Genomic DNA, 19,436 nt, shown 5'->3' with positions numbered 1-19,436 from the left:
TCCTATTTCGTGACGTCCGGGTCCTGCATCACTTTGAGGGTAGAGGACTCCGGATCAAATTCATCTTCTTGCAGTGCTATGAACTCTTCCGGCAGGAAAATGTTCAGCAGGATGGCACAGAACGCGCCCACGGTAATCGGCGACTCGAAGATGTTGTGCAGGGCCTTGGGCAGGTCACGCAGCACTTCCGGCACGGCGGCGACGCCCAGACCCATGCCGAGGGAGATGGCCACGATCAGCACATTGCGCCGGTGCAGCCCGGCTTCGGCGAGGATCTTGATGCCCGCCACGGCCACCGTGCCGAACATGATCAGGGTCGCGCCGCCCAGCACCGGCTTGGGCATCAGTTGCAGCACTGCGCCGATCATCGGGAACAGCCCCAGCAGCACCAGCAAACCCGCGATGAAGTACGCCACGTAGCGGCTGGCCACGCCGGTCAGCTGGATCACGCCGTTGTTCTGGGCGAAGGTCACCATCGGCAGGCTGTTGAACGTGGCGGCCATCGCCGAGTTGAGGCCGTCGGCCAGCAGGCCGGACTTGATGCGCTTGATATACAGCGGGCCTTTGACTGGCTGCTGGGAAATCATCGAATTGGCGGTCAGGTCACCGGCCGCTTCCAACGGCGAAATCAGGAAGATCACCGCTACCGGGATAAACGCCACCCAGTCGAACGAGATACCGTACTTGAACGGCACCGGCACGCTGATCAAAGGCACGTGGGGCAGGGCGGCCAGGTCGACGCGGCCCATCCACCACGCCACCACAAAACCCAGGGTCAGGCCGATCACGATCGAACCCAGGCGCAGGAACGGGTTGTTGAAGCGGTTGAGCACCACGATGGTCACCAGCACCAGTGCCGCCAGGCCCATATTGCTTGCGGCCCCCAGGTCGCTGGCGCCAAAGCCGCCCGCCATGTCGGTGACCGCCACCTTGATCAGCGACAAGCCCATCAAGGTAATGATGGTGCCGGTCACCACCGGGGTGATCAGCTTGCGCAGCTTGCCGATGAACTGGCTGAGCACCACCTCGATAAACGCCGCGAAAAAGCAGATGCCAAAGATCGTCGAGAGGATTTCGTCGGTGCCGCCGCCACGGGCCTTGACCATGAAGCCCGCACTGAGGATCACGCTGATAAACGAAAAACTGGTGCCTTGCAGGCACAGCAGCCCCGAACCTATCGGGCCGAACTTACGCGCCTGTACAAAGGTGCCGAGCCCCGACACAAACAGTGCCATGCTCACCAGATACGGCACTTCGCTTTCCAGCCCGAGCACACCCCCGACGATCAGGGTTGGGGTGATGATGCCGACAAAACTCGCCAAGACATGCTGCAACGCGGCAAAGATCGCCGCAGTGAAGTGCGGGCGATCTTCCAGGCCGTAGATCAGGTCGGATTTATAGCGCGGGCGGGGGGCTTGAGCGTCAGACAAAATGCGGGCTCGGGTCAGAAAATGGAGGCGCAGGATGCCAGAAACGGTCGATCGTCAGAAGTGTAAAAAAATATTTATGAGTGCCCTGCGTAAAACCCTGCACTCAGCCGATAACGTGTATAGGCCCACCGATCAATAACAACAGTGGGCCGAGGTCTGAGCGGTGCGTTGACGCCGGCGGATCGTTTCGCGGCAAGGATGCGCGCAAACACTACTCCAGAGAGTCTCGTCTATGTCCCTCCGTCACCTGAATATCGCCCCTCGTGCTTCTCTCGGTTTCGCGTTTATCGCGTTGTTAGTGGTTGTTCTTGGCGTGTTTGCGGTCAACCGCATGACGCTGATCCGCGAGGCGTCGGTGGCCATGAGCGCCAACCAGCTACCCAGCGTGACGTACTTGGGCACGATCACGGAAAACGTGCTGCGCATGCGCATCCTGTCGTTTCGCGTACTGGTCAATCGCGATCCTGCCGCGTTGCAGGAAGCTGAAACCCGCATCGGCGTGCTGACCGACAAGGTCAAGACAGCCCAGGCCGGTTACGCCACGTTGCCTGCCGGGCCGGAAGAGGCGGCGTTGTACAAGACGTTTGGCGCCACCTTGGACAACTACTTAAAGGCCCAGGCCGACATGCTTACCCTGTCCAGACAAGGCAAAGTCGATGAGATGCGTGCGCTGATCAACAGCCGCATCAAGGACGGCACCGACCAGATGGGCGAGCAACTGAACAAATTGATCGCTATCAATGCCGCCGATGCCAAGGCAGCGGACGCTGAAGCCGGGCACGGCTACGACAGCGCGATCACCGGCGTAATCGTAGTCTCGGTCGCCGCCGCCTTGCTCACGGTGTTGCTGGCCTGGCTGCTGACCCGCAGCATCGTCACGCCGTTGCGCAAAGCCGTGGCCGTGGCCGAAACCATCGCCGCCGGCAACCTCAGCACCGCCATCGCAGACGACGGCAACGACGAACCGGCCCGTTTGATCGGCGCCCTGGCCGCCATGCAGGCCAACCTGCGTCAGACCATCCAGCACATCGCCGGCTCGGCCACGCAACTGGCGTCCGCCGCCGAGGAACTCAGTGCGGTCACCGAAGAAGCCTCCAAAGGCTTGCAGCAACAGAACAATGAAATCGATCAGGCCGCCACCGCCGTCAACGAGATGACCGCAGCGGTGGAAGAAGTGGCGCGCAACGCCGTGTCCACTTCCGAGGCGTCCAGCCAGTCCAACCAGGCTGCACGCGAAGGTCGCGACCGGGTGGTGGAAACCGTTGGTGCGATCCAGACCATGACCCAGGACGTGCAGAACACCGCCGCGATGATCGAAGGCCTGGCCACCCAGGGCCGCGATATCGGCAAGGTGCTTGACGTGATCCGTGCGATCGCCGAGCAGACCAACCTGCTGGCGCTCAACGCCGCCATTGAAGCGGCCCGTGCCGGTGAAGCGGGGCGCGGTTTCGCGGTGGTGGCGGATGAGGTGCGCGCCCTGGCCCATCGCACCGCACAGTCGACCCAGGAGATCGAAAAAATGGTCGCCGGCATCCAGAACGGCACCGGCGAAGCCGTGCAATCCATGCAGCAAAGCAATCAGCGCACCCAGAACACCCTGGAAATGGCGCGCGCCGCCGGTGTGGCGCTGGAGCAGATCACCCAGTCCATCAGCTTGATCAACGAGCGCAATCTGGTCATCGCCAGCGCCTCGGAAGAACAGGCCCAGGTGTCCCGCGAGGTTGACCGCAACCTGGTGAATATCCGCGACCTGGCTACCCAGTCGGCGGCGGGTGCCAACCAGACCAGCGCGGCCAGCCATGAACTGTCGCGCCTGGCGGTGGATTTGAATGGGATGGTGGCCAGGTTTGTAATTTGATTCACTTTGCAATGCAATCCAACTGTGGGAGGGGGCAAGTCGAATCGTCGCACCGCCCCTCCCACATTTGGTTTTGTGTTGTGTCAGGGGTTATTGCTTCCAGGACCCTGGATTCACCAGGTTTTTCGGCTTTTCCCCTGCCAGCGCCGCGAGCAGATTATCCACCGCACACTTGGCCATCGCCTCCCTTGTCTCATGAGTCGCCGAGCCGATATGCGGCGTTGCCACCACATTGTTCAAGCGCAGCAACGGTGAGGCGTGATTCAGCGGCTCCTTCTCAAACACATCCAATCCAGCTGCCCGAATCGTGCGTTGCTGCAACGCCTCGACCAGCGCCGCCTCATCCACCACTTTGCCCCGCGAGATATTGATAAAAATCGTCTCGGGGCCCATCAGTGCAAATTCCTCTGCGCCAATCAGTTTTTCGGTTTCTGCCGTGAGCGGCAACGTCAGGCAGACGAAATCGGCTTCTTTGAGCAATGCCTGCAAGCTGCGGTACTGCGCGCCAAAGCGCTGTTCCACCTGCGGCTTGGGTGAATGGCTGTGGTAGATCACCGGCATGCCAAAGCCAAAATGCCCGCGCTGGGCCAGGGCTTCGCCGATGCGGCCCATGCCGATGATGCCCAGGGTCTTGCCGTGCACATCGCTGCCAAAGTGCGCAGGGCCGATGTTCTTGTTCCATTGGCCGGCGCGCACCATATCGGCCAGTTCCACCACGCGCCGGGCGGTGGCGAGGATCAGCGCAAAGCCCGTGTCGGCGGTGGTTTCGGTGAGCACGTCCGGGGTGTTGCTGAGGAGGATGCCGCGCTGGGTCAGGTAGTCGATGTCGTAGTTGTCGACTCCGACCGACACGCTGGCCACGGCCTCCAGGTGCGGCGCGAGGTCCAGCAATCTGGCGTCCAGGCGCAGGCTGGCGCCCAGCAGGCCATGGGCGGCCGGCAGGGCGTCGCGCAACTTGGCCAGGCCGGTGTCATCCAGGGCTTCGATCAGCGTGACCTCGGCGTGTTCATGCAGGCGGGCCATCAGCGGCGCGGAGAGTTTCTTGTACAACACGACAGACTTTTTCATGAGGTCTTTACCTTCAACTCCAGAGTGGGTGCCGGCGAGCGGTCGCTGGCACCGGGCTTGAGGAAAATCGTCAGCACCACCGACAGCATCAACGCACCGCTCATCAGCAGGTACGAAGCGCCGGGCGAACCGGTGCTGCTATTGAGATAACCCACCAGGTACGAGCCGCCGAACGAACCGAGCGCGCCCATGCTGTTGATCAGTGCCATGGCGCCACCGGCAACGTTGGCCGGCAGGATTTCCGGGACGATGGCGAAAAACGGCCCGTAAGGCGCATACATGCAGGCCCCGGCAATCACCAGCAGGGTGTAGGACCACCAGAAGTGTTCGGCGCCGAGCACGTAGGAGGCGTAGAACGCGATGGACGCGATCAACAGCGGCGGCCATACAAAGCGTTTACGTTTTTGCAGCTTGTCCGAGCCCCAGCTCACCACCAGCATGCCGATCACCGCCGCCAGGTACGGCAGCGCCGACAGCCAGCCGGCCTCGACCATGTCCATCTGCAAACCGGCTTTGAGGATCGACGGCAGCCACAGCACAAAGCCATACACGCCGATGCTCCAGCAGAAGAACTGCAACGCCAGGATGATCACCTTGGGCGAGCGGAACGCTTCGGCGTAATTCTTCACGGCCTTGATGCCGACCTGTTCGGCGGCGAGGGTGGTTTCCAGGCTGTGCTTTTCGCTGTCGCTCAGCCACTTGGCATCCTTGGGCCGCTCATCGGCCAGCTTCCACCAGATAAACGCCCACAACACGGCTGGCAGGCCTTCGATGATAAACATCCAGCGCCAGCTGAAATGCTGCACCAGGTAGCCCGACACCACCGACATCCACAGCATGGTCACCGGGTTACCGAGGATCAGGAAGGTGTTGGCCCGCGAGCGTTCCGCACGGGTGAACCAGTGGCACAGGTACACCAGCATCGCTGGCATCACCGCGGCTTCGACCACGCCGAGCATGAAGCGAATGACGATCAGCATGTAGGCGTTGGACACCACGCCGGTCAGTGTGGCCAGGCCGCCCCACAGGATCAGGCTGACGAAAATCAGCTTTTTGACACTGCGCTTCTGCGCGTAGATCGCCCCCGGCACCTGGAAGAAAAAGTAGCCGAGGAAAAACAGTGCACCCAGCAATGACGACATACCGGGGGTGATCATCAGGTCTTCGGCCATCCCAGAGGCGGCGGCAAAGCCATAGTTGGCGCGGTCCAGGTAGGCCAGGCTGTAGGTGATAAAAACGATGGGCATGATGTACCACCAACGGCGGGTGGCGAGTTTCACGGTTTCCATGGGGTTGCTCCTGAGCTTGTTGTAGTTGTGGCAACAGGGTGTGGGTCACGCAACGGATCGGGTGGGTAGTTCTGCGCGGGTCGGCAGGCCTTCCATATCGCCACGGCTTTGCACGGCGCGGCTGCCGATCCAGTTGCCGCGTTGCACCGCCTCGGGGAAGCTGAGGTTTTCCAGCAGGGCGCTGATCATGCCCACGGCAAAGCCGTCGCCGGCACCGACGGTGTCCACCACCTTGTCCACGCGCACGGCGGCGACAAAGCCTTGGTCCAGATGGGTACGGAAGTAGGCGCCGTCCGGGCCGAGCTTGATGGCCACGGCTTCGGCGCCCTGGTCGAGGTAGAACGCGGCGATATCGGCCGGGTCGTCGAAACCGGTCAGCAGGCGGCCTTCGCTCAAGCCCGGCAATACCCAATCGGCCAGGCCGGCGAGGGTGTTGATCTGGCGGATCATCTGCGTTTGGCTGGCCCACAGCGACGGCCGCAGGTTCGGGTCGAACGACACACTGCGCCCGGCTTTGCGCATCTGGGTCATCAACTCGACCGACAGTTCGCGAGTGGCCTCGGACAGCGCGGGAGGAATCCCGGTGGCGTGCAGATGGCGGGCCTGCAGCAGCGCCGGGCTGATGGCCGCGATGGACAAATGGCTGGCGGCGGAGCCTTTGCGGAAGTACTCCACCTGCGGATCGGCGCCGGCTTCTTCGCGGGACTTGAACTGAAAACCGGTGGGGTGCAGCGGATCGACGGCCACGTGCTGGCAATCCAGACCTTCCTTTTGCAGGGTGTCGACCACAAAGCGGCCGAGCGAATCGCTGCCCACCCGACTCAGCCACGCCACATTAAAGCCCAGCCGCGACAGGCCAATGGCGACATTGCTGTCGGCCCCGGCAATACGCTTGTGAAACTGGCTGACCTGGGCCAGATCGCCAGGCTGCTCGGCGACCAGCATCGCCATGGTTTCACCAAACGAGAGGATATCGATCTCAGACATGGGCATGCTCCGCAGTGGGTTGGCCTAGGACGGCGAGGGCGGCGACCTGCTGCGCGGTCACATCGATCAGGTCATCGCCTTGCAGTGGAAATTCCACCGCCCGTGTAATGCCTTGAGTCATATGCTTGAGCAGTTGTTCCCACAGATGCAGGTCGGTGGCGCCGGGCGGCAGCGCCACCAGCTTGCCGTCCGGGCGACGGGCCACGGCCTTGCAGTGCAGGTAGTCCACATGCCGGCCCAACAGGCGTGCGGCGGTCAGGGCAGATTGGTCCTGCCACTGCCAGTTGCCGATATCGAAGGTCATCTTCACCGGCAGGCCCAGGCGCTCGACCTCGGTAAAGAACCGTTGCATCGGCTCGATGCGCCCGCCGTGCAGGGTCTGGTCGTTTTCCACCAACAGCTGGACCGGGTGGCGATTGAGCAGGGCGTGCAGGCTTTCCAGGTCGTTGGTGTCGGTGAAGTAACCGAGGGAGACTTTCAGCCAGCGCGCGCCGAAAGCCTGGGCGCGGTCCAGGGTTGCGCTCAGTTCGGCGTTGGGCTGGGCGCGGCCGGCAACCCATAATTCCAGGGGCGATGAGAACACCGCTTCCAGGCCTTGGGCGGCAGCGGCTTCGGCCAGTTCGGTGGGCTGCTCGGCGGTCAGCAGCTCTTCGCGCCATTCGATGCGCTGGGCACCGGCCGCGGCCAATAGCTGCACAAAGCTCAACTGGCCCTGTTGGCGTACCAAGTCCGCGCCGTAGCTGGAAAGGCTGATGGAGACGGGGTATTTATGCATTGTTGTGTACCTCTGAAACCGGTTTCATTTTTCGACGTGATAAAAATTCAATCAACCTTGACGCGTCCGCAAGTTTCGCCCCGTAGCAGCTGTCGAGCGCAAGCGAGGCTGCGTTAGGCGCCCCGCAGATCGCGGGGGTGTCAATACATCCGCTACGCAGCCTCGCCAAGGCTCGACAGCAGCTACGGGGAGGGGCACAGGGTTGAGCCTCTGATGATCAGTTGTGGCAGAAAATCCAGGGTGCGTGTTGGCGCAGCGTCACCGCGCAAACGCTTGAGCAGGCAGTCGAACGCGCTGGCGCCAATCGCCTCGGTCGGCTGGGCGAGGGCGGTGATGCCGTTGCCCACTAACGGATACCAATCCAGGTCATCCAGGGCGATCAGGCCCACGTCGTCGAACAGGTTGCAGCCCAACGCCTTGAGTGCGCGGGTGCAGGCCAGTGTGGCGACGCCGTTGGCACAGAACACCGCCTTGGGACCGGTTTTAGTGAGAAAGGCCTGCAGGCCGGTTTCAAGGTTGCCATCCAGTTCCAGCACCACGCCAGTCAGCGATGGGCGCCGGGCAATCTCGGCCTTGAAGCTGTCCAGGCGTTCTACCCGTGAGCTGGTGCCGTCGGCGGATTCGCTCACCAGCAATAGCTGGCGATAACCCTGTTGTTCCAGATGCTCCACCGCCATGCGCACCGCTGCCGGGTTGTCCAGCCCGACCAAGTCGCTGTGCAGCGGCTCGACCTTGCGGTCCACCAGCACCAGCGGCATTTCTCGTTGCAGTTCCAGCAGTTGTTCAAGGTGATGGCCGAGGGTGTTCACGATCAGCCCTTCGATGTTGTAAGAGCGCAGTGCGGCCAGGTGCTGGCGCTCCTGCTCGTCGTCGCGGTCGGTATTGCACACCACCAGGCTGTAGCCGTGCTGGCGGCAGGCGGTTTCGACGCCGTGCATCACAGCAATGGAATAGGGGTTGCGGATATCGGCCACCAGCATGCCGATCAAGCGCGTGCGCCCACGTTTCAAACCACGGGCCATCTGGTTGGGGCGGTAGCCGAGTTGCTCGATGGCCTGTTCGATGCGCAGGGCGATGGCGTCGGAGAGCAGGGCGCGGTCATCGCCGATGAAGCGCGACACGCTGGCTTTGGACACGCCGGCGTGTTGGGCGACGTCGAGCATGGTCACGCGGCTGCGTTGGGCGGCGGAGAATGAAGTCACGGCGGAGCCTTTCTTATTGGAATTCGCATTGCACTGAAACCGGTTTCAGAAGACACCAGCCATTGCTTTCAGTCAAGAGGAAATTCGCAGGATGACACCGTGTTCAGGTTGATAAGACCGACGGGCGGCAATTGCACCTGTTAGTTCTGACAGTATCCAGGTGGGCGTTTCGGGTGTTCAATCAGCCTCAAGTTAACGGCATAAGCGTGTTGGATGTCGGGTCCACAGGAGGGCGGCATGAGCAAGTCAAAACCGATAAAATCAAAGCCCAAAAAATCACTGGCGGGTAAGGTTGCTGGTGGTTCTGAGGCCCTCCTGGCTTTGGATGGCCCCCGGGTGGTTCGCGCGCGGTCAGATGGATTAGTACCTGCGCAGTACTATTTCAACAATCTGGAGTGCGAAATTGTTACTCCATGGACCTTTCTGCCCGCAGCCGGCGAGACTCATTACGTTATAGCCGTATGGGATGACCACGGCGCCACACCCGTCGACGTGCTACCGGCCTTGCCACTGGTTGGCCCACTCACCCCTGGGGACTTCCCTATTTCATTTGAAATTCCCCAGTCTTTCCTGCTGAACAGTGCGATTGTCGATCTCTCTTTTCGAATCCATCTCGACTCGCCAACCTCACCAAATTTCGATACTTCTAACCCAACGCTGCTCAGAATAGACCGCGATGCGCCTGGTGTGGGAGGGCCGCTGGCACCGGCCATTTTCCCGGTTGATCCGATCACTGACGCTTACTTGGGCATGACGCCACTGGTGCCTATGGAAGTTCCCGGGGGTTATCTGGGACGTGAGATTGGTGATGAAATACTGATGTATTTTTCGGATATGAACACATTACCGACCGGTGCTCCCGCTGTGGTTTCCCCGCCGCTGATCAGTGCTACTGGGCAAATATTCGTGAATGTCCCCAGTACGGTGTTCCAGAATTTCCCGGGTGCTGCTTTTATTTTTTGCTTCTACCGGCTGCGCGATCGCGCCGGTAATCTCAACCCAGAGTTTTCCCTGGTAGCGCAGGCCGCGCTGCGAGTGGGGCTGCCCGCCCCGACTTATATGCGGCCGCGCTTTCCGCAGGCTGACTCCGAACCGATATTGAACCCGAACAGATTTATGACGTGCGCCTGCACACCCAGAATCTGGTTCGGTGTCGAAATTCGCATTGACCCGAATACAGGCCCGGGCGCGGGTATCCTGCACGGAGACTTGGTCGTGATGCACTTTCAGGGATACCGCCAAGCCCCCGATGTGGATCCACTTCCTGACATCGTCGATACACAAAGTCACCTTTGGGACGAGGTCGCAGACGACTTGGGTTACTCCTTCTGGATTCTCGATGTAGAACGTTTGATCCGTCCGCTCAAGAAGGAGGCGGGAGGGGAGGCGAATTACAGGGTGTACAGGGGGGGGGTATTGATTGGCCGGTCTGCCTCCCGGTTCGCACGGTTTGACCGCGTAGTGCCGTCGGCGCCACCCACTCGCTATTGCTGGATTAACGGCAATGCGCCTGAGCCCTGACCCCGGGGCGCACGCGCACAACCCCCTGTGTATTTAGCGCTATCGGGGCGCTGAGGCGGATTTCATTGCAAGCATTTAGTGTTGTGGCTATGCCGCATATGAAGCGGTAGGGAGAGGTATTGCCGGGAAATGAGTTCGTTGGCACTTAATATCGGAGGTCGAACGCAGCCCGGCGGATGAGTGGTTTTTTTGTAAGAAACCTATATTGAACGAACGTGGAGATCATCAAAAATGAGCAGCAATCCGAATGTTCCACTGGATCCCCAGGCAGCTCCAGCCGCTCCCACTATCGTGGGTGCACTGGATGATGACTCCGGGACGATTTTGGCTATTAATGCGACGGCCGACCTCACTGTACGATGCAAAACTGGCGACATTTCAGATTACGATGATTTTATCCAAGTCGAAATGGCGGGCAGAACGCCACCGATAAGATGGGAGGAAGTGACACCGCCGATTCAAATGAGTACGGACCCTGCTTTCCCTATCCCTGATAGGTTCGATGTCACCGTACCCGCTCCAGCAGGTGGTTTCCAGCATGGTTTCTATCAGCTACGTAGCGTTCAATACCTCAATATCGGTGGTTTTCCGGCAGCGGTGGGAGAACATTCGGACCCTGGTAATTTTACCGTTGACCTGCTTTCGCCCTATTCCGATGCCTCCTTTCGTGAGCAGCCCGCTGCCGTAGTATGGCCCGCAACACTTCCCGTAGGTGCGGTGATCGACAATGACTATTTGATTATGCACCGCGGGGTGCAGTTCGATATTCCCGATAACACCTTCGTACCTGTCCCTGGCAGGTGGGCTGCCGGTGACTTCATTACCTTCTACTGGAGCCCGGTGATGTTCCCGCGCCCAATGGACATCGTCAGCCCCCCCGGTGGGATTCAAATGCTGCCGACAGGCAATATGTATTTCCTGCCGGCAGCAATGATTGATTTAAGCGGGGACTACTACGCGTTCTACACCCTCACAGACCGGGCGGGTAACGTCAGTCGCCCTTCGTTCGTCGAAACTCGGCGCGTTGCGTTGATCGACGATCCGGATCGCGGAACCCCGCATTTACCGCTGGCACCTGTACCCGATCCTGGTGAAACAGACAACTTGATTGATATCAAGGATTACCTGCTTAACCCTGAAGTATGGGTCAGGACGTATAACAATCACGCCCCCTCGCTTGATCGGCTGGAAGTGGATATTGGTGGCCTGGGTTACAACGGTCTGGGAACGCCATTCACAACGTTCCCGCAGATATTCGGTGGTTTGCAGGCTGCATTCCTTGCCGCTTATACCCAGGACATTGGGCCACAGCCGACGACCGTACAGTATCGAATTTCCCGCAATGGCACTCTTTTCCCTTCGTTCATTCACACGTTCATGCTCGATTTGTCGGTAGGCGGTCCCGTCAACCCTGGGACGCCAGGTTCACCCAACCCCAACCTTAACCAGGCCCACGTATTCGGTGCTATCTCGACGACTCCGGATGTATTGCTGCCTGCCGATGCTGGTCAACAGGTGCGCGTGGACATCGCGCCGTGGACCGTTGCAGTGTTGCCGCATCCGGGGTTGTCGATCATCTTCCTCTGGGAGGATGAGCGGGTCGGACCGTTCCCTGTTAGCGCGACGGCTAATCCGATCTCGTTCTTTATTGACTGGGACGTAGTCGCCCGTCATGGCAACAACATGAAGACCATCAAGTATCTGGTCCTCGACGCGGGGACAACCAACGAAAACGAGTCGCCACCCACCACGGTCGATGTGCAGGGCGCCGTCGTCGTGGAGTTGGCGAAAGCGGAGTATGTGGTTGCGACCGCGGGTCGTTGGTTCTGTTCGGACTTGGAGACCCGGACGTCCGGCACTCCGCCCGTGCTGTTTGGTAAGGTTTATGTGCCAGGCGATACACGCATGGCCCTCGGTGTGCCACTGACATTGACGTTGAGCCTTACCAATACCTTCGCCGGCCTGCCACCTGGGCCGTTCCCGTTGACGCTTACTCACCCGAGCTTGAGCCAATCCGACATCGACAACGGGATCACGTTTGAAATTGACTATCAGCCTTACCTGGCCCAGGCCCCGAGGGGCACATGCGTGGCGACCTATGAAACGGTTCTGAACAATGGAGTGACTGGCCATGGTGAGTTGTCGGACATACGGAGCACGCTGGCGAATACCCACTTCTTCTGCGACGGGACCAATATTCCCTCACCTTGATCAAGACTGAAAAGAATAGGGGAGCGCCGCTCCCCTTTTTCGCTTTGCGCAAGTATTTCCCTCTGCCCTGATCGCTGCTGGTTCACTCGCCTTAATAAGATAAGTCCTACATAGTTTGGGATGCTTGATCCGTACTCTCTGCGCCGCACAGGTAAGGCTCCATTCCTTGGGAACGAGCCAAACCGTTTTCATCGGCTCTACCCCCAGAGAGTGAACGACCATGCACGTACCAGCCCAATTCAAGCTCAAGCCCCTGAGCGCGATTATGAAAGTCCCGACCATGACCCTGCTTATGTTTGCAGCGGTTCATGGGGCTGCCCACGCCGATAATTTGAGTGGCGAACAAAAGACCATTGACGCCAGTGAAACGTCCAAAGACTGGCAACTGGATCATAAGTCCGAACTGACCCTTAATGGCGCCTCTGCACAGAGTATCCGGGTCAATGATTCTGCGTTGATCGTGAACGCCGGCAGTCGAGTGAATGATATCCGCGCTACGCAAGGCTCGACTGTCAGCCTCACGGGTGCACATGTGGAGTCGAGCAACCCGTCGTTTGGCGCCGTACGCCTGGATGACAGCAGCGCAACCATCACCGGCAGCACCCTGATCAGCCATACCAATTTTGGCTTGCAGGCGTTCCAGAGTGCCGGTTCGCTTAAGGGTGGGGTTGCTGAAGTGTTCAGCAGTGTCATCAAAGGCGCTACCGCCGGTGCGCTTGCGCAAGGTAACAGCGAGCTGCATTTCAACCAAAATACCTGGGTTGAAGGCACCGGTGCCGACAGTGCCGGCGTTCGACTGGACAGCGGCGCACTCGTAACCGCCAGCCAAAGTACATTGATCGGTGGCAAGAACGGTGTACTCATGACGAACCTGTTGAACAGCGCTGAAACCGGCAAGCTGGTGCTGGACAACTCGCATGTCGAAGGTCGTACGGGTTCCGCGATTCTTGTAGAAGGCAGGCCGGGTCGTGTTCCGACGGTCGACATCGACGTACGCAATGGTTCGACCTTGACCGGTGGTAACGGCACGCTGCTGGAAGTGAACGGTGGCGCGATCGCCAATATGAATATCGATAACAGTCGTTTGAACGGCAATGTCATTGTCGAGGATGGCAGCACCGCGCATTTGAGCCTGCAGAACAATGCCGGCCTTACCGGCCAGTTGAAAAATGTCACCAGCCTGAACGTGGGCGATGCGTCTTTTTGGGAGTTGACCGGCGACAGCCAGGTGGGCGCCTTGAACCTGGCTGGTGGTACGGTGAAGTTTGGTGCCACTGATGCGTTTTATCAGTTGGACCTGGACACCCTGGAAGGCAACGGCACCTTTGTCATGGGCACCGATTTTGCCCGTGGTATCACGGACTTTCTTAACATCGAGGGTGAGGCCAAGGGCAATCACAGCCTGTTGCTCGCTGCCAGCGGTGCGGAGCCGGTCAACCCTGAAGACATTCGCATCGTACACACCGGTGGCGGCGACGCCCATTTCTCCCTGGTGGGCGATGTGGTCGACGTAGGTGCCTACTCCTACGGCTTGAAAAAGGAAGGGACCGACTGGTTCCTTGACCCGAACAATCGCGTGATCAGCCCTGGCACGCGTTCGGTACTGGCGCTGTTCAATACTGCACCTACCGTGTGGTACGGCGAGGCAACTTCACTGCGTACCCGTATGGGTGAATTGCGCTTCGAACCGGGCCAGTCGGGTCTGTGGATACGCGGTTATGGCAACAAATACAAAGTGTCTGACAGCACGGGCGTAAGCTACGACCAGACCCAACAGGGCTTTACCCTGGGCGCCGACATGCCGCTGGCCGATAGCCAGTGGTTGGTGGGTGTGATGGCCGGTCACAGCACGTCTGACCTGAGCCTCAAACGCGGTACGTCCGGTAACGTGAAAAGTTACTACCTGGGCGCTTATGCCACCTGGCTGGACGAGGAGAGTGGCCTGTATTTCGATGCGGTCGCCAAGGTCAACCGGTTCCACAACGAGTCCAAGGTCGGTTTGAGCGACGGCACCACGTCGAAAGGCAAGTACAACAACACCGGTGGTGGTTTGTCGGCTGAGTTCGGTCGCAACATCAAGCTCGACGACGGCTTCTTTGTTGAGCCGTATGCCCAGGTGTCGACCGTGGTGATCCAGGGTGCCAATTACAACCTGGACAATGGCCTGCAAGCCAAGGGTGAGCGTACTCGCTCGATCATGGTCAAGGCGGGTGCAACGGTTGGGCGTGATATCCAACTCGACAGTGGCAGCGTGGTCCAGCCCTACCTGCGGGCGGCAATGGTGCACGAGTTTGCCAACAACAATAAGGTGTCGGTGAACAACAATGTATTCAACAACGACCTATCTGGCTCGCGTGCCGAGTTCGGTGCGGGGGTGGCGGTGAAGCTGTCGAAGAACCTGCAACTGCATGCTGACCTTGAACACAGCAGCGGCGGCAAAGTTGAACAGCCTTGGGGTGCCAACGTCGGTGTTCGTTACACCTGGTAAATCCCGATTAGGAAAAAGCCCGTATCGCTAGATACGGGCTTTTTTTTGTTTGCTGGTTCAGGTGTGAATGTCGAAGTTAATGACCAGCGAGTGTATCTCTCCGTTCGGGTCGGTTTCGGTGGTAACAACGGCGGAGCCTTGTACCTTGATAAGCTGCGGGGAGATTTGTTGAATGGACAAGGTGCCGATAGTGCCGCGAACAGCATAGTGTTCGTTCGCTGTCTTGACCGATAGCCAAATTCTGGTGGGGGGGGAGTAATTCTCCGCCAAATTTAACGTCGTGCCCGCCGGCGTGTGATCCGCAAACTCAATGTCGATTGTCCGCACTGTATCGTGGCCCACGGTGTTGCGCCCGGTAATACGCAGAATGCGTTGGGAGGTGTCATTCACAATAGTGATGGTTTGGATGTCGATTTCCTGGCTATCCAGGAACACAGAGAACGTTCCCTTTGCATTACGTAGCCGGGGGATCAATACGCTCTGTTGGTGGGGAGTCAGCGTTGCAGTTTGTGCTGGCATGATTGCGTCTCCATCTTTGATGAATAGGTCAAAAACACGGAACGGTGCCTGGCTTTATCAACAACTGTCCTCGAAACAGCCACCGTACCTTGGTTTCAATTAGACGCGTTTTCTTGAATAAATCTACTGTCAGATATGACAGCTCAATAGGTCGGTTCTTTATTTCTTTTAGGCTTAAGCAAGTGCTCAGCAGGAGGGGGATCGCTTAGCCGAAGAGCCCTGCCGCAATATTGATCGAGAATCCCAGGATCGCTGTATTGAACAGAAAACCGATCAACGATTGCCCCAGCACCACCTTGCGCATGCTGCGGGTGGCCACACCCACATCCGAGGTCTGCACCGCGACGCCGATGGTGAACGAGAAGTACAGGAAGTCCCAATAATTGGGGGTCAGCAACCCTTCGGCAAAACGCAACGCCGGCTCCTTGCCGTCCCAGGTGTAATACAGCCGGGCGTAGTGCACGCTGAAAATCACCCCGATCAGCAACCACGAACCGATCACCGTCAGCCCGGTGAAACCGTAGTGCAGCAGGCGTTCGCCGGTCGCCAGGTCCTTGCTGCCGACCAGTTCAAAGGTGATGGTGGCCAGGCTGGCGATGGCGGCGATGCAGACCATGAACAACACCAGGCCGGCGTTTTCGTCTTCGATCTCGGCAATGCGTTTGACGTCTGGCGCCTTGGCGCGGATGGTCAGCCAGAGCATCAGCACCAGGTAGGTCCAGACCCCGGCGTTCCAGCCGATGAGGATTTTGCTGGCGATTGTTTCGGCGGGTACCAGAATGCCCACGGCAAGGCCGAGCACGGCGGCGCTGGAGAGGCGAGGGTGGGTGCGGGCGAGGAAGGGCATGGGAGCTCACAGCTGACAGTGGGTCAACTGACTGTACCTCATCACGTGGGAGGGGGCTTGCCCCGATAGCAGTAGGTCAGTGAAAGGTATTTCAACTGATACACCGCCATCGGGGGCAAGCCCCCTCCCACATGTTTTAACCCGGGTTACCGGAAGATTTCTTCACCAGCTTCATGACCACCACAAAAAACACCGGCACAAACACCACTGCCAGCGTCGCGGTGATCATCCCGCCAATCACCCCGGTACCAATCGCTTGCTGGCTCGCGGAACTGGCCCCGGTGGCAATCGCCAACGGCACCACGCCGAGGATGAACGCCAGTGAGGTCATGATGATCGGGCGCAACCTGAGCCGCGCGGCTTTCAGGGTCGCGTCGATCAGATCTTCACCTTGGTCATACAAGTCCTTGGCGAATTCGATGATCAGAATCGCGTTCTTCGCCGACAGGCCAATGATGGTAATCAAGCCGACTTTGAAGAACACATCGTTGGGCATGCCACGCAAGGTCACGGCCAAGACTGCGCCGAGCACGCCGAGCGGGACCACCAGCAACACCGAGGTCGGGATCGACCAGCTTTCGTACAGCGCCGCCAGGCACAGGAACACGATCAGCAGCGACAGGCCCAGCAGGATCGGTGCCTGAGCGCCGGACAAGCGTTCCTGCAACGACAACCCGGTCCATTCCTGACCCAGGCCCGCCGGCAGTTGACTGACCAGGCGCTGGATTTCTTCCATCGCCTCGCCGGTGCTGTGCCCCGGCGCCGCTTCACCGCTGATGGCAATCGCCGGGTAGCCGTTATAGCGCGTCAACTGCGCCGGGCCCTGGGTCCATTTGGCCTCGACAAAGGCCGACAGCGGCACCATTTTCCCGGCGTTGTTACGTACGTTGATTTTCATCAAGTCCGCCACCTGGCTGCGCTGGTCGCCTTCGGCCTGCACCACCACGCGCTGCATGCGGCCCTGGTTGGGGAAGTCGTTGACGTAGGCAGAGCCAATCGCCGACGACAGCACATTGCCCACATCCGCAAACGACACGCCCAGGGCGTTGGCTTGCTTGCGGTCCACTTCCAACTGCACTTGCGGCGCTTCGGCCAGGGCGCTTTCACGCACGTTAGCCAGGATCGGGCTTTTTCCGGCGGCCGCCAGCAACTCGGTGCGCGCCGCCATCAACGCGGCATGGCCGACGCCACCACGGTCCTGCAAACGGAACTCAAAACCACTGGACGTGCCCAGGCCATCCACCGGCGGTGGCAGCACGGCGTAGGCAATCGCGTCTTTCAGCTCGCTGAACGCCATGTTGGCGCGGTCGGCGATGGACGCGGCGGAGTCTTCATTGCTGCGTTCGGACCAATCCTTCAAGGTGGTAAACGCCAACGCCGCGTTCTGCCCCGAACCGGAGAAGCTGAAGCCCATGATCATGGTGGTATCGCCCACGCCCGGTTCGCCGGCGTTATGCGCTTCGATTTGCTCCGCCACCTGCACCGTGCGGTTTTTACTCGCGCCCGGTGGCAACTGGATATCGGTGATGGTGTAGCCCTGGTCTTCCACCGGCAGGAACGAGGCGGGCAGGCGCATGAACATCAGCCCCAGGCCCACCAGCAGCACCAGATAGATCAGCAGGTAACGGCCGCTGCGCTTGAGGGCGTAGGCCACCCAACCTTCATAGCGGTCGGTGAGCTGCTCGAAGCGCTTATTGAACCAGCCGAAAAAGCCGCCCTTGGCATGGTGCTCGCCCTTGGCAATCGGCTTGAGTAGGGTGGCGCACAAGGCCGGGGTCAAGGTCAGGGCAAGGAAGGCCGAGAACAGGATCGAGGTGGCCATCGACAGCGAGAACTGCTGGTAGATCACCCCCACCGAGCCCGCCATGAACGCCATCGGCAGGAACACCGCCACCAGCACCAGGGTAATCCCGACGATGGCGCCGGTGATCTGGCCCATGGCTTTCTTGGTTGCGTTCTTGGGCGACAGGCCCTCGGTGACCATGATCCGCTCGACGTTCTCTACCACCACAATCGCATCGTCCACCAGGATGCCGATGGCCAGCACCATGCCGAACATGGTCAGCACGTTGATCGAGAAACCCAGCAACAGCATGGTGGCAAACGTGCCCATCAGCGCAATCGGCACCACCAGGGTGGGGATCAGCGTGTAGCGCACGTTCTGCAGGAACAGGAACATCACCGCAAACACCAGCGCCATGGCCTCCAGCAAGGTGTACACCACCTTGGTGATCGAGACTTTGACGAAGGGCGAGGTGTCGTACGGGATCTTGTATTCCACATTGGCCGGGAAGTAGCGCGACAGCTCATCCATCTTCGCCCGCACCAGGGTCGCGGTGTTCAGCGCGTTGGCGCCGGGTGCCAGTTGCACGCTGACGGCGGTGGAGGGCTTGCCGTTCAGGCGCGTGGAGAACTGGTATTCCTGGCTGCCGATTTCCACCCGCGCCACGTCGCCGACGCGCACAGTGGAGCCGTCCGGATTGGCCTTGAGCACGATGTCGGCGAATTCCGCCGGGGTTGAAAGCTGGCCCTTGACCAGGATCGCGGCGGTGATTTCCTGGGTCTTGGTGCCCGGCAGATCACCAATGCTGCCGGCGGAAACCTGGGCGTTCTGCGCGCTGATGGCAGTGTTCACGTCAGCCGGCGTCAGGTTGAAGCCGATCAGCTTCTGCGGGTCGATCCAGATGCGCATGGCCCGTTCGGCGCCGTAGAGCTGCGCCTTGCCCACGCCGTCCAGGCGCTTGAGTTCGTTCATCACGTTGCGCGCCAGGTAATCGCTGAGCGCCACGTCATCGAGCTTGCCGTCACTGGAGGTCAGGGTCACCAGCAGCAGGAAGCCGGCGGAGACTTTCTCCACCTGCAAGCCTTGCTGTGTCACCGCCTGGGGCAGTCGGGGTTCCACGGCCTTGAGCCGGTTCTGCACATCGACCTGGGCCATTTCCGGGTCGGTGCCGGGCTGGAACGTCGCAGTGATGGTTGCCGAACCAAGGCTGCTCTGGGATTCGAAATACAGCAAGTGATCGGCGCCGTTGAGCTCCTGCTCGATCAGGCTGACCACGCTTTCATCCAGTGTCTGGGCCGAAGCGCCGGGGTACACCGCGTAGATCTCGACTTTCGGCGGCGCGACGTTAGGGTACTGGGCCACCGGCAATTGCGGGATGGCCAGCACGCCGGCCAGCAGGATAAACAGGGCGACCACCCAGGCGAAAATCGGGCGGTCAATAAAGAACTGCGGCATGGT

The 19,436-nt window shown here is 59.9% G+C and carries 14 protein-coding genes; 4 read left to right on the top strand and 10 right to left on the bottom strand.

Annotated elements, in window-relative coordinates; genetic code table 11:
* Positions 1-2: 2 nt before the first annotated feature.
* Complete coding sequence (locus AOA60_RS15765; protein WP_099585218.1) at positions 3-1,430, bottom strand: nucleobase:cation symporter-2 family protein; 1,428 nt, start codon at positions 1,428-1,430, stop codon at positions 3-5.
* 232 nt (positions 1,431-1,662) lie between these two features.
* On the opposite strand from AOA60_RS15765, the gene AOA60_RS15760 reads away from it, so the two are divergent.
* Positions 1,663-3,288, top strand: coding sequence for a methyl-accepting chemotaxis protein (locus AOA60_RS15760; protein ID WP_099585217.1), 1,626 nt, complete (start codon positions 1,663-1,665; stop codon positions 3,286-3,288).
* A gap of 90 nt (positions 3,289-3,378) precedes the next feature.
* Here AOA60_RS15760 and AOA60_RS15755 read toward each other — a convergent pair whose 3' ends face one another.
* The 6 genes from AOA60_RS15755 to AOA60_RS34645 form a co-directional block, all read right to left on the bottom strand.
* Complete coding sequence (locus AOA60_RS15755) at positions 3,379-4,356, bottom strand: NAD(P)-dependent oxidoreductase (protein ID WP_099585216.1); 978 nt, start codon at positions 4,354-4,356, stop codon at positions 3,379-3,381.
* The gene (locus AOA60_RS15750) at positions 4,353-5,645 is read right to left on the bottom strand and encodes an MFS transporter (protein WP_099585215.1); all 1,293 of its coding nucleotides are present in this window, start codon (positions 5,643-5,645) and stop codon (positions 4,353-4,355) included. Before AOA60_RS15750 ends, AOA60_RS15755 begins: the two co-directional genes overlap by 4 nt.
* A 45-nt stretch (positions 5,646-5,690) precedes the next feature.
* Complete coding sequence (locus AOA60_RS15745) at positions 5,691-6,632, bottom strand: sugar kinase (protein WP_099585214.1); 942 nt, start codon at positions 6,630-6,632, stop codon at positions 5,691-5,693.
* Positions 6,625-7,407 (bottom strand): sugar phosphate isomerase/epimerase, encoded by a 783-nt coding sequence (locus AOA60_RS15740; RefSeq protein WP_099585213.1) that lies wholly within the window; start codon positions 7,405-7,407, stop codon positions 6,625-6,627. Before AOA60_RS15740 ends, AOA60_RS15745 begins: the two co-directional genes overlap by 8 nt.
* 182 nt (positions 7,408-7,589) lie before the next feature.
* Positions 7,590-8,609, bottom strand: coding sequence for a LacI family DNA-binding transcriptional regulator (locus AOA60_RS15735; RefSeq protein ID WP_099585212.1), 1,020 nt, complete (start codon positions 8,607-8,609; stop codon positions 7,590-7,592).
* Between the two features lie 360 nt (positions 8,610-8,969).
* Positions 8,970-9,056 carry a lipoprotein gene (locus AOA60_RS34645; RefSeq protein WP_368731580.1) on the bottom strand — a complete coding sequence of 29 codons (87 nt, stop codon included), beginning with the start codon at positions 9,054-9,056 and terminating at the stop codon, positions 8,970-8,972.
* A 57-nt stretch (positions 9,057-9,113) separates the two neighbouring features.
* Between AOA60_RS34645 and AOA60_RS15730 the strand changes: the two genes are divergently transcribed.
* The 3 genes from AOA60_RS15730 to AOA60_RS15720 all read left to right on the top strand — a co-directional run bounded on the left by AOA60_RS15730 (position 9,114) and on the right by AOA60_RS15720 (position 14,829).
* Positions 9,114-10,130 (top strand): hypothetical protein, encoded by a 1,017-nt coding sequence (locus AOA60_RS15730; protein WP_368731578.1) that lies wholly within the window; start codon positions 9,114-9,116, stop codon positions 10,128-10,130.
* Positions 10,131-10,361: 231 nt separating this feature from the next.
* Positions 10,362-12,341, top strand: coding sequence for a hypothetical protein (locus AOA60_RS15725; RefSeq protein WP_099585211.1), 1,980 nt, complete (start codon positions 10,362-10,364; stop codon positions 12,339-12,341).
* A gap of 220 nt (positions 12,342-12,561) precedes the next feature.
* Entirely contained in the window at positions 12,562-14,829 is a 2,268-nt protein-coding gene (locus AOA60_RS15720) for an autotransporter outer membrane beta-barrel domain-containing protein (protein ID WP_099585210.1), read from the top strand.
* Positions 14,830-14,886: 57 nt separating this feature from the next.
* Here AOA60_RS15720 and AOA60_RS15715 read toward each other — a convergent pair whose 3' ends face one another.
* The 3 genes from AOA60_RS15715 to AOA60_RS15705 all read right to left on the bottom strand — a co-directional run bounded on the left by AOA60_RS15715 (position 14,887) and on the right by AOA60_RS15705 (position 19,433).
* Positions 14,887-15,348 (bottom strand): hypothetical protein, encoded by a 462-nt coding sequence (locus tag AOA60_RS15715; protein ID WP_099585209.1) that lies wholly within the window; start codon positions 15,346-15,348, stop codon positions 14,887-14,889.
* A 205-nt stretch (positions 15,349-15,553) separates the two neighbouring features.
* On the bottom strand, positions 15,554-16,195 hold the full coding sequence (locus AOA60_RS15710; protein WP_099585208.1) for a DUF1345 domain-containing protein: 642 nt from the start codon (positions 16,193-16,195) through the stop codon (positions 15,554-15,556).
* A gap of 136 nt (positions 16,196-16,331) precedes the next feature.
* Positions 16,332-19,433 (bottom strand): efflux RND transporter permease subunit, encoded by a 3,102-nt coding sequence (locus AOA60_RS15705; protein WP_099585207.1) that lies wholly within the window; start codon positions 19,431-19,433, stop codon positions 16,332-16,334.
* Positions 19,434-19,436: the final 3 nt, after the last annotated feature.

The organism is Pseudomonas sp. 2822-17, assembly GCF_002742485.1.
GTDB lineage: Bacteria > Pseudomonadota > Gammaproteobacteria > Pseudomonadales > Pseudomonadaceae > Aquipseudomonas > Aquipseudomonas cyclaminis.
The sequence above is the reverse complement of the archived record's forward strand: the minus strand, read 5'-3'. Positions and strand labels throughout refer to the sequence as shown.

Coding starts and splice junctions, on each gene's coding strand:
- AOA60_RS15710 (WP_099585208.1), bottom strand. CDS start 16,195: ATGCCCTTCCTCGCCCGCACCCACCCTCGCCTCTCCAGCGCCGCCGTG.
- AOA60_RS15715 (WP_099585209.1), bottom strand. CDS start 15,348: ATGCCAGCACAAACTGCAACGCTGACTCCCCACCAACAGAGCGTATTG.
- AOA60_RS15725 (WP_099585211.1), top strand. CDS start 10,362: ATGAGCAGCAATCCGAATGTTCCACTGGATCCCCAGGCAGCTCCAGCC.
- AOA60_RS15755 (WP_099585216.1), bottom strand. CDS start 4,356: ATGAAAAAGTCTGTCGTGTTGTACAAGAAACTCTCCGCGCCGCTGATG.
- AOA60_RS15760 (WP_099585217.1), top strand. CDS start 1,663: ATGTCCCTCCGTCACCTGAATATCGCCCCTCGTGCTTCTCTCGGTTTC.
- AOA60_RS15750 (WP_099585215.1), bottom strand. CDS start 5,645: ATGGAAACCGTGAAACTCGCCACCCGCCGTTGGTGGTACATCATGCCC.
- AOA60_RS15705 (WP_099585207.1), bottom strand. CDS start 19,433: ATGCCGCAGTTCTTTATTGACCGCCCGATTTTCGCCTGGGTGGTCGCC.
- AOA60_RS15740 (WP_099585213.1), bottom strand. CDS start 7,407: ATGCATAAATACCCCGTCTCCATCAGCCTTTCCAGCTACGGCGCGGAC.
- AOA60_RS15745 (WP_099585214.1), bottom strand. CDS start 6,632: ATGTCTGAGATCGATATCCTCTCGTTTGGTGAAACCATGGCGATGCTG.
- AOA60_RS34645 (WP_368731580.1), bottom strand. CDS start 9,056: ATGAGTCTCGCCGGCTGCGGGCAGAAAGGTCCATGGAGTAACAATTTC.
- AOA60_RS15720 (WP_099585210.1), top strand. CDS start 12,562: ATGCACGTACCAGCCCAATTCAAGCTCAAGCCCCTGAGCGCGATTATG.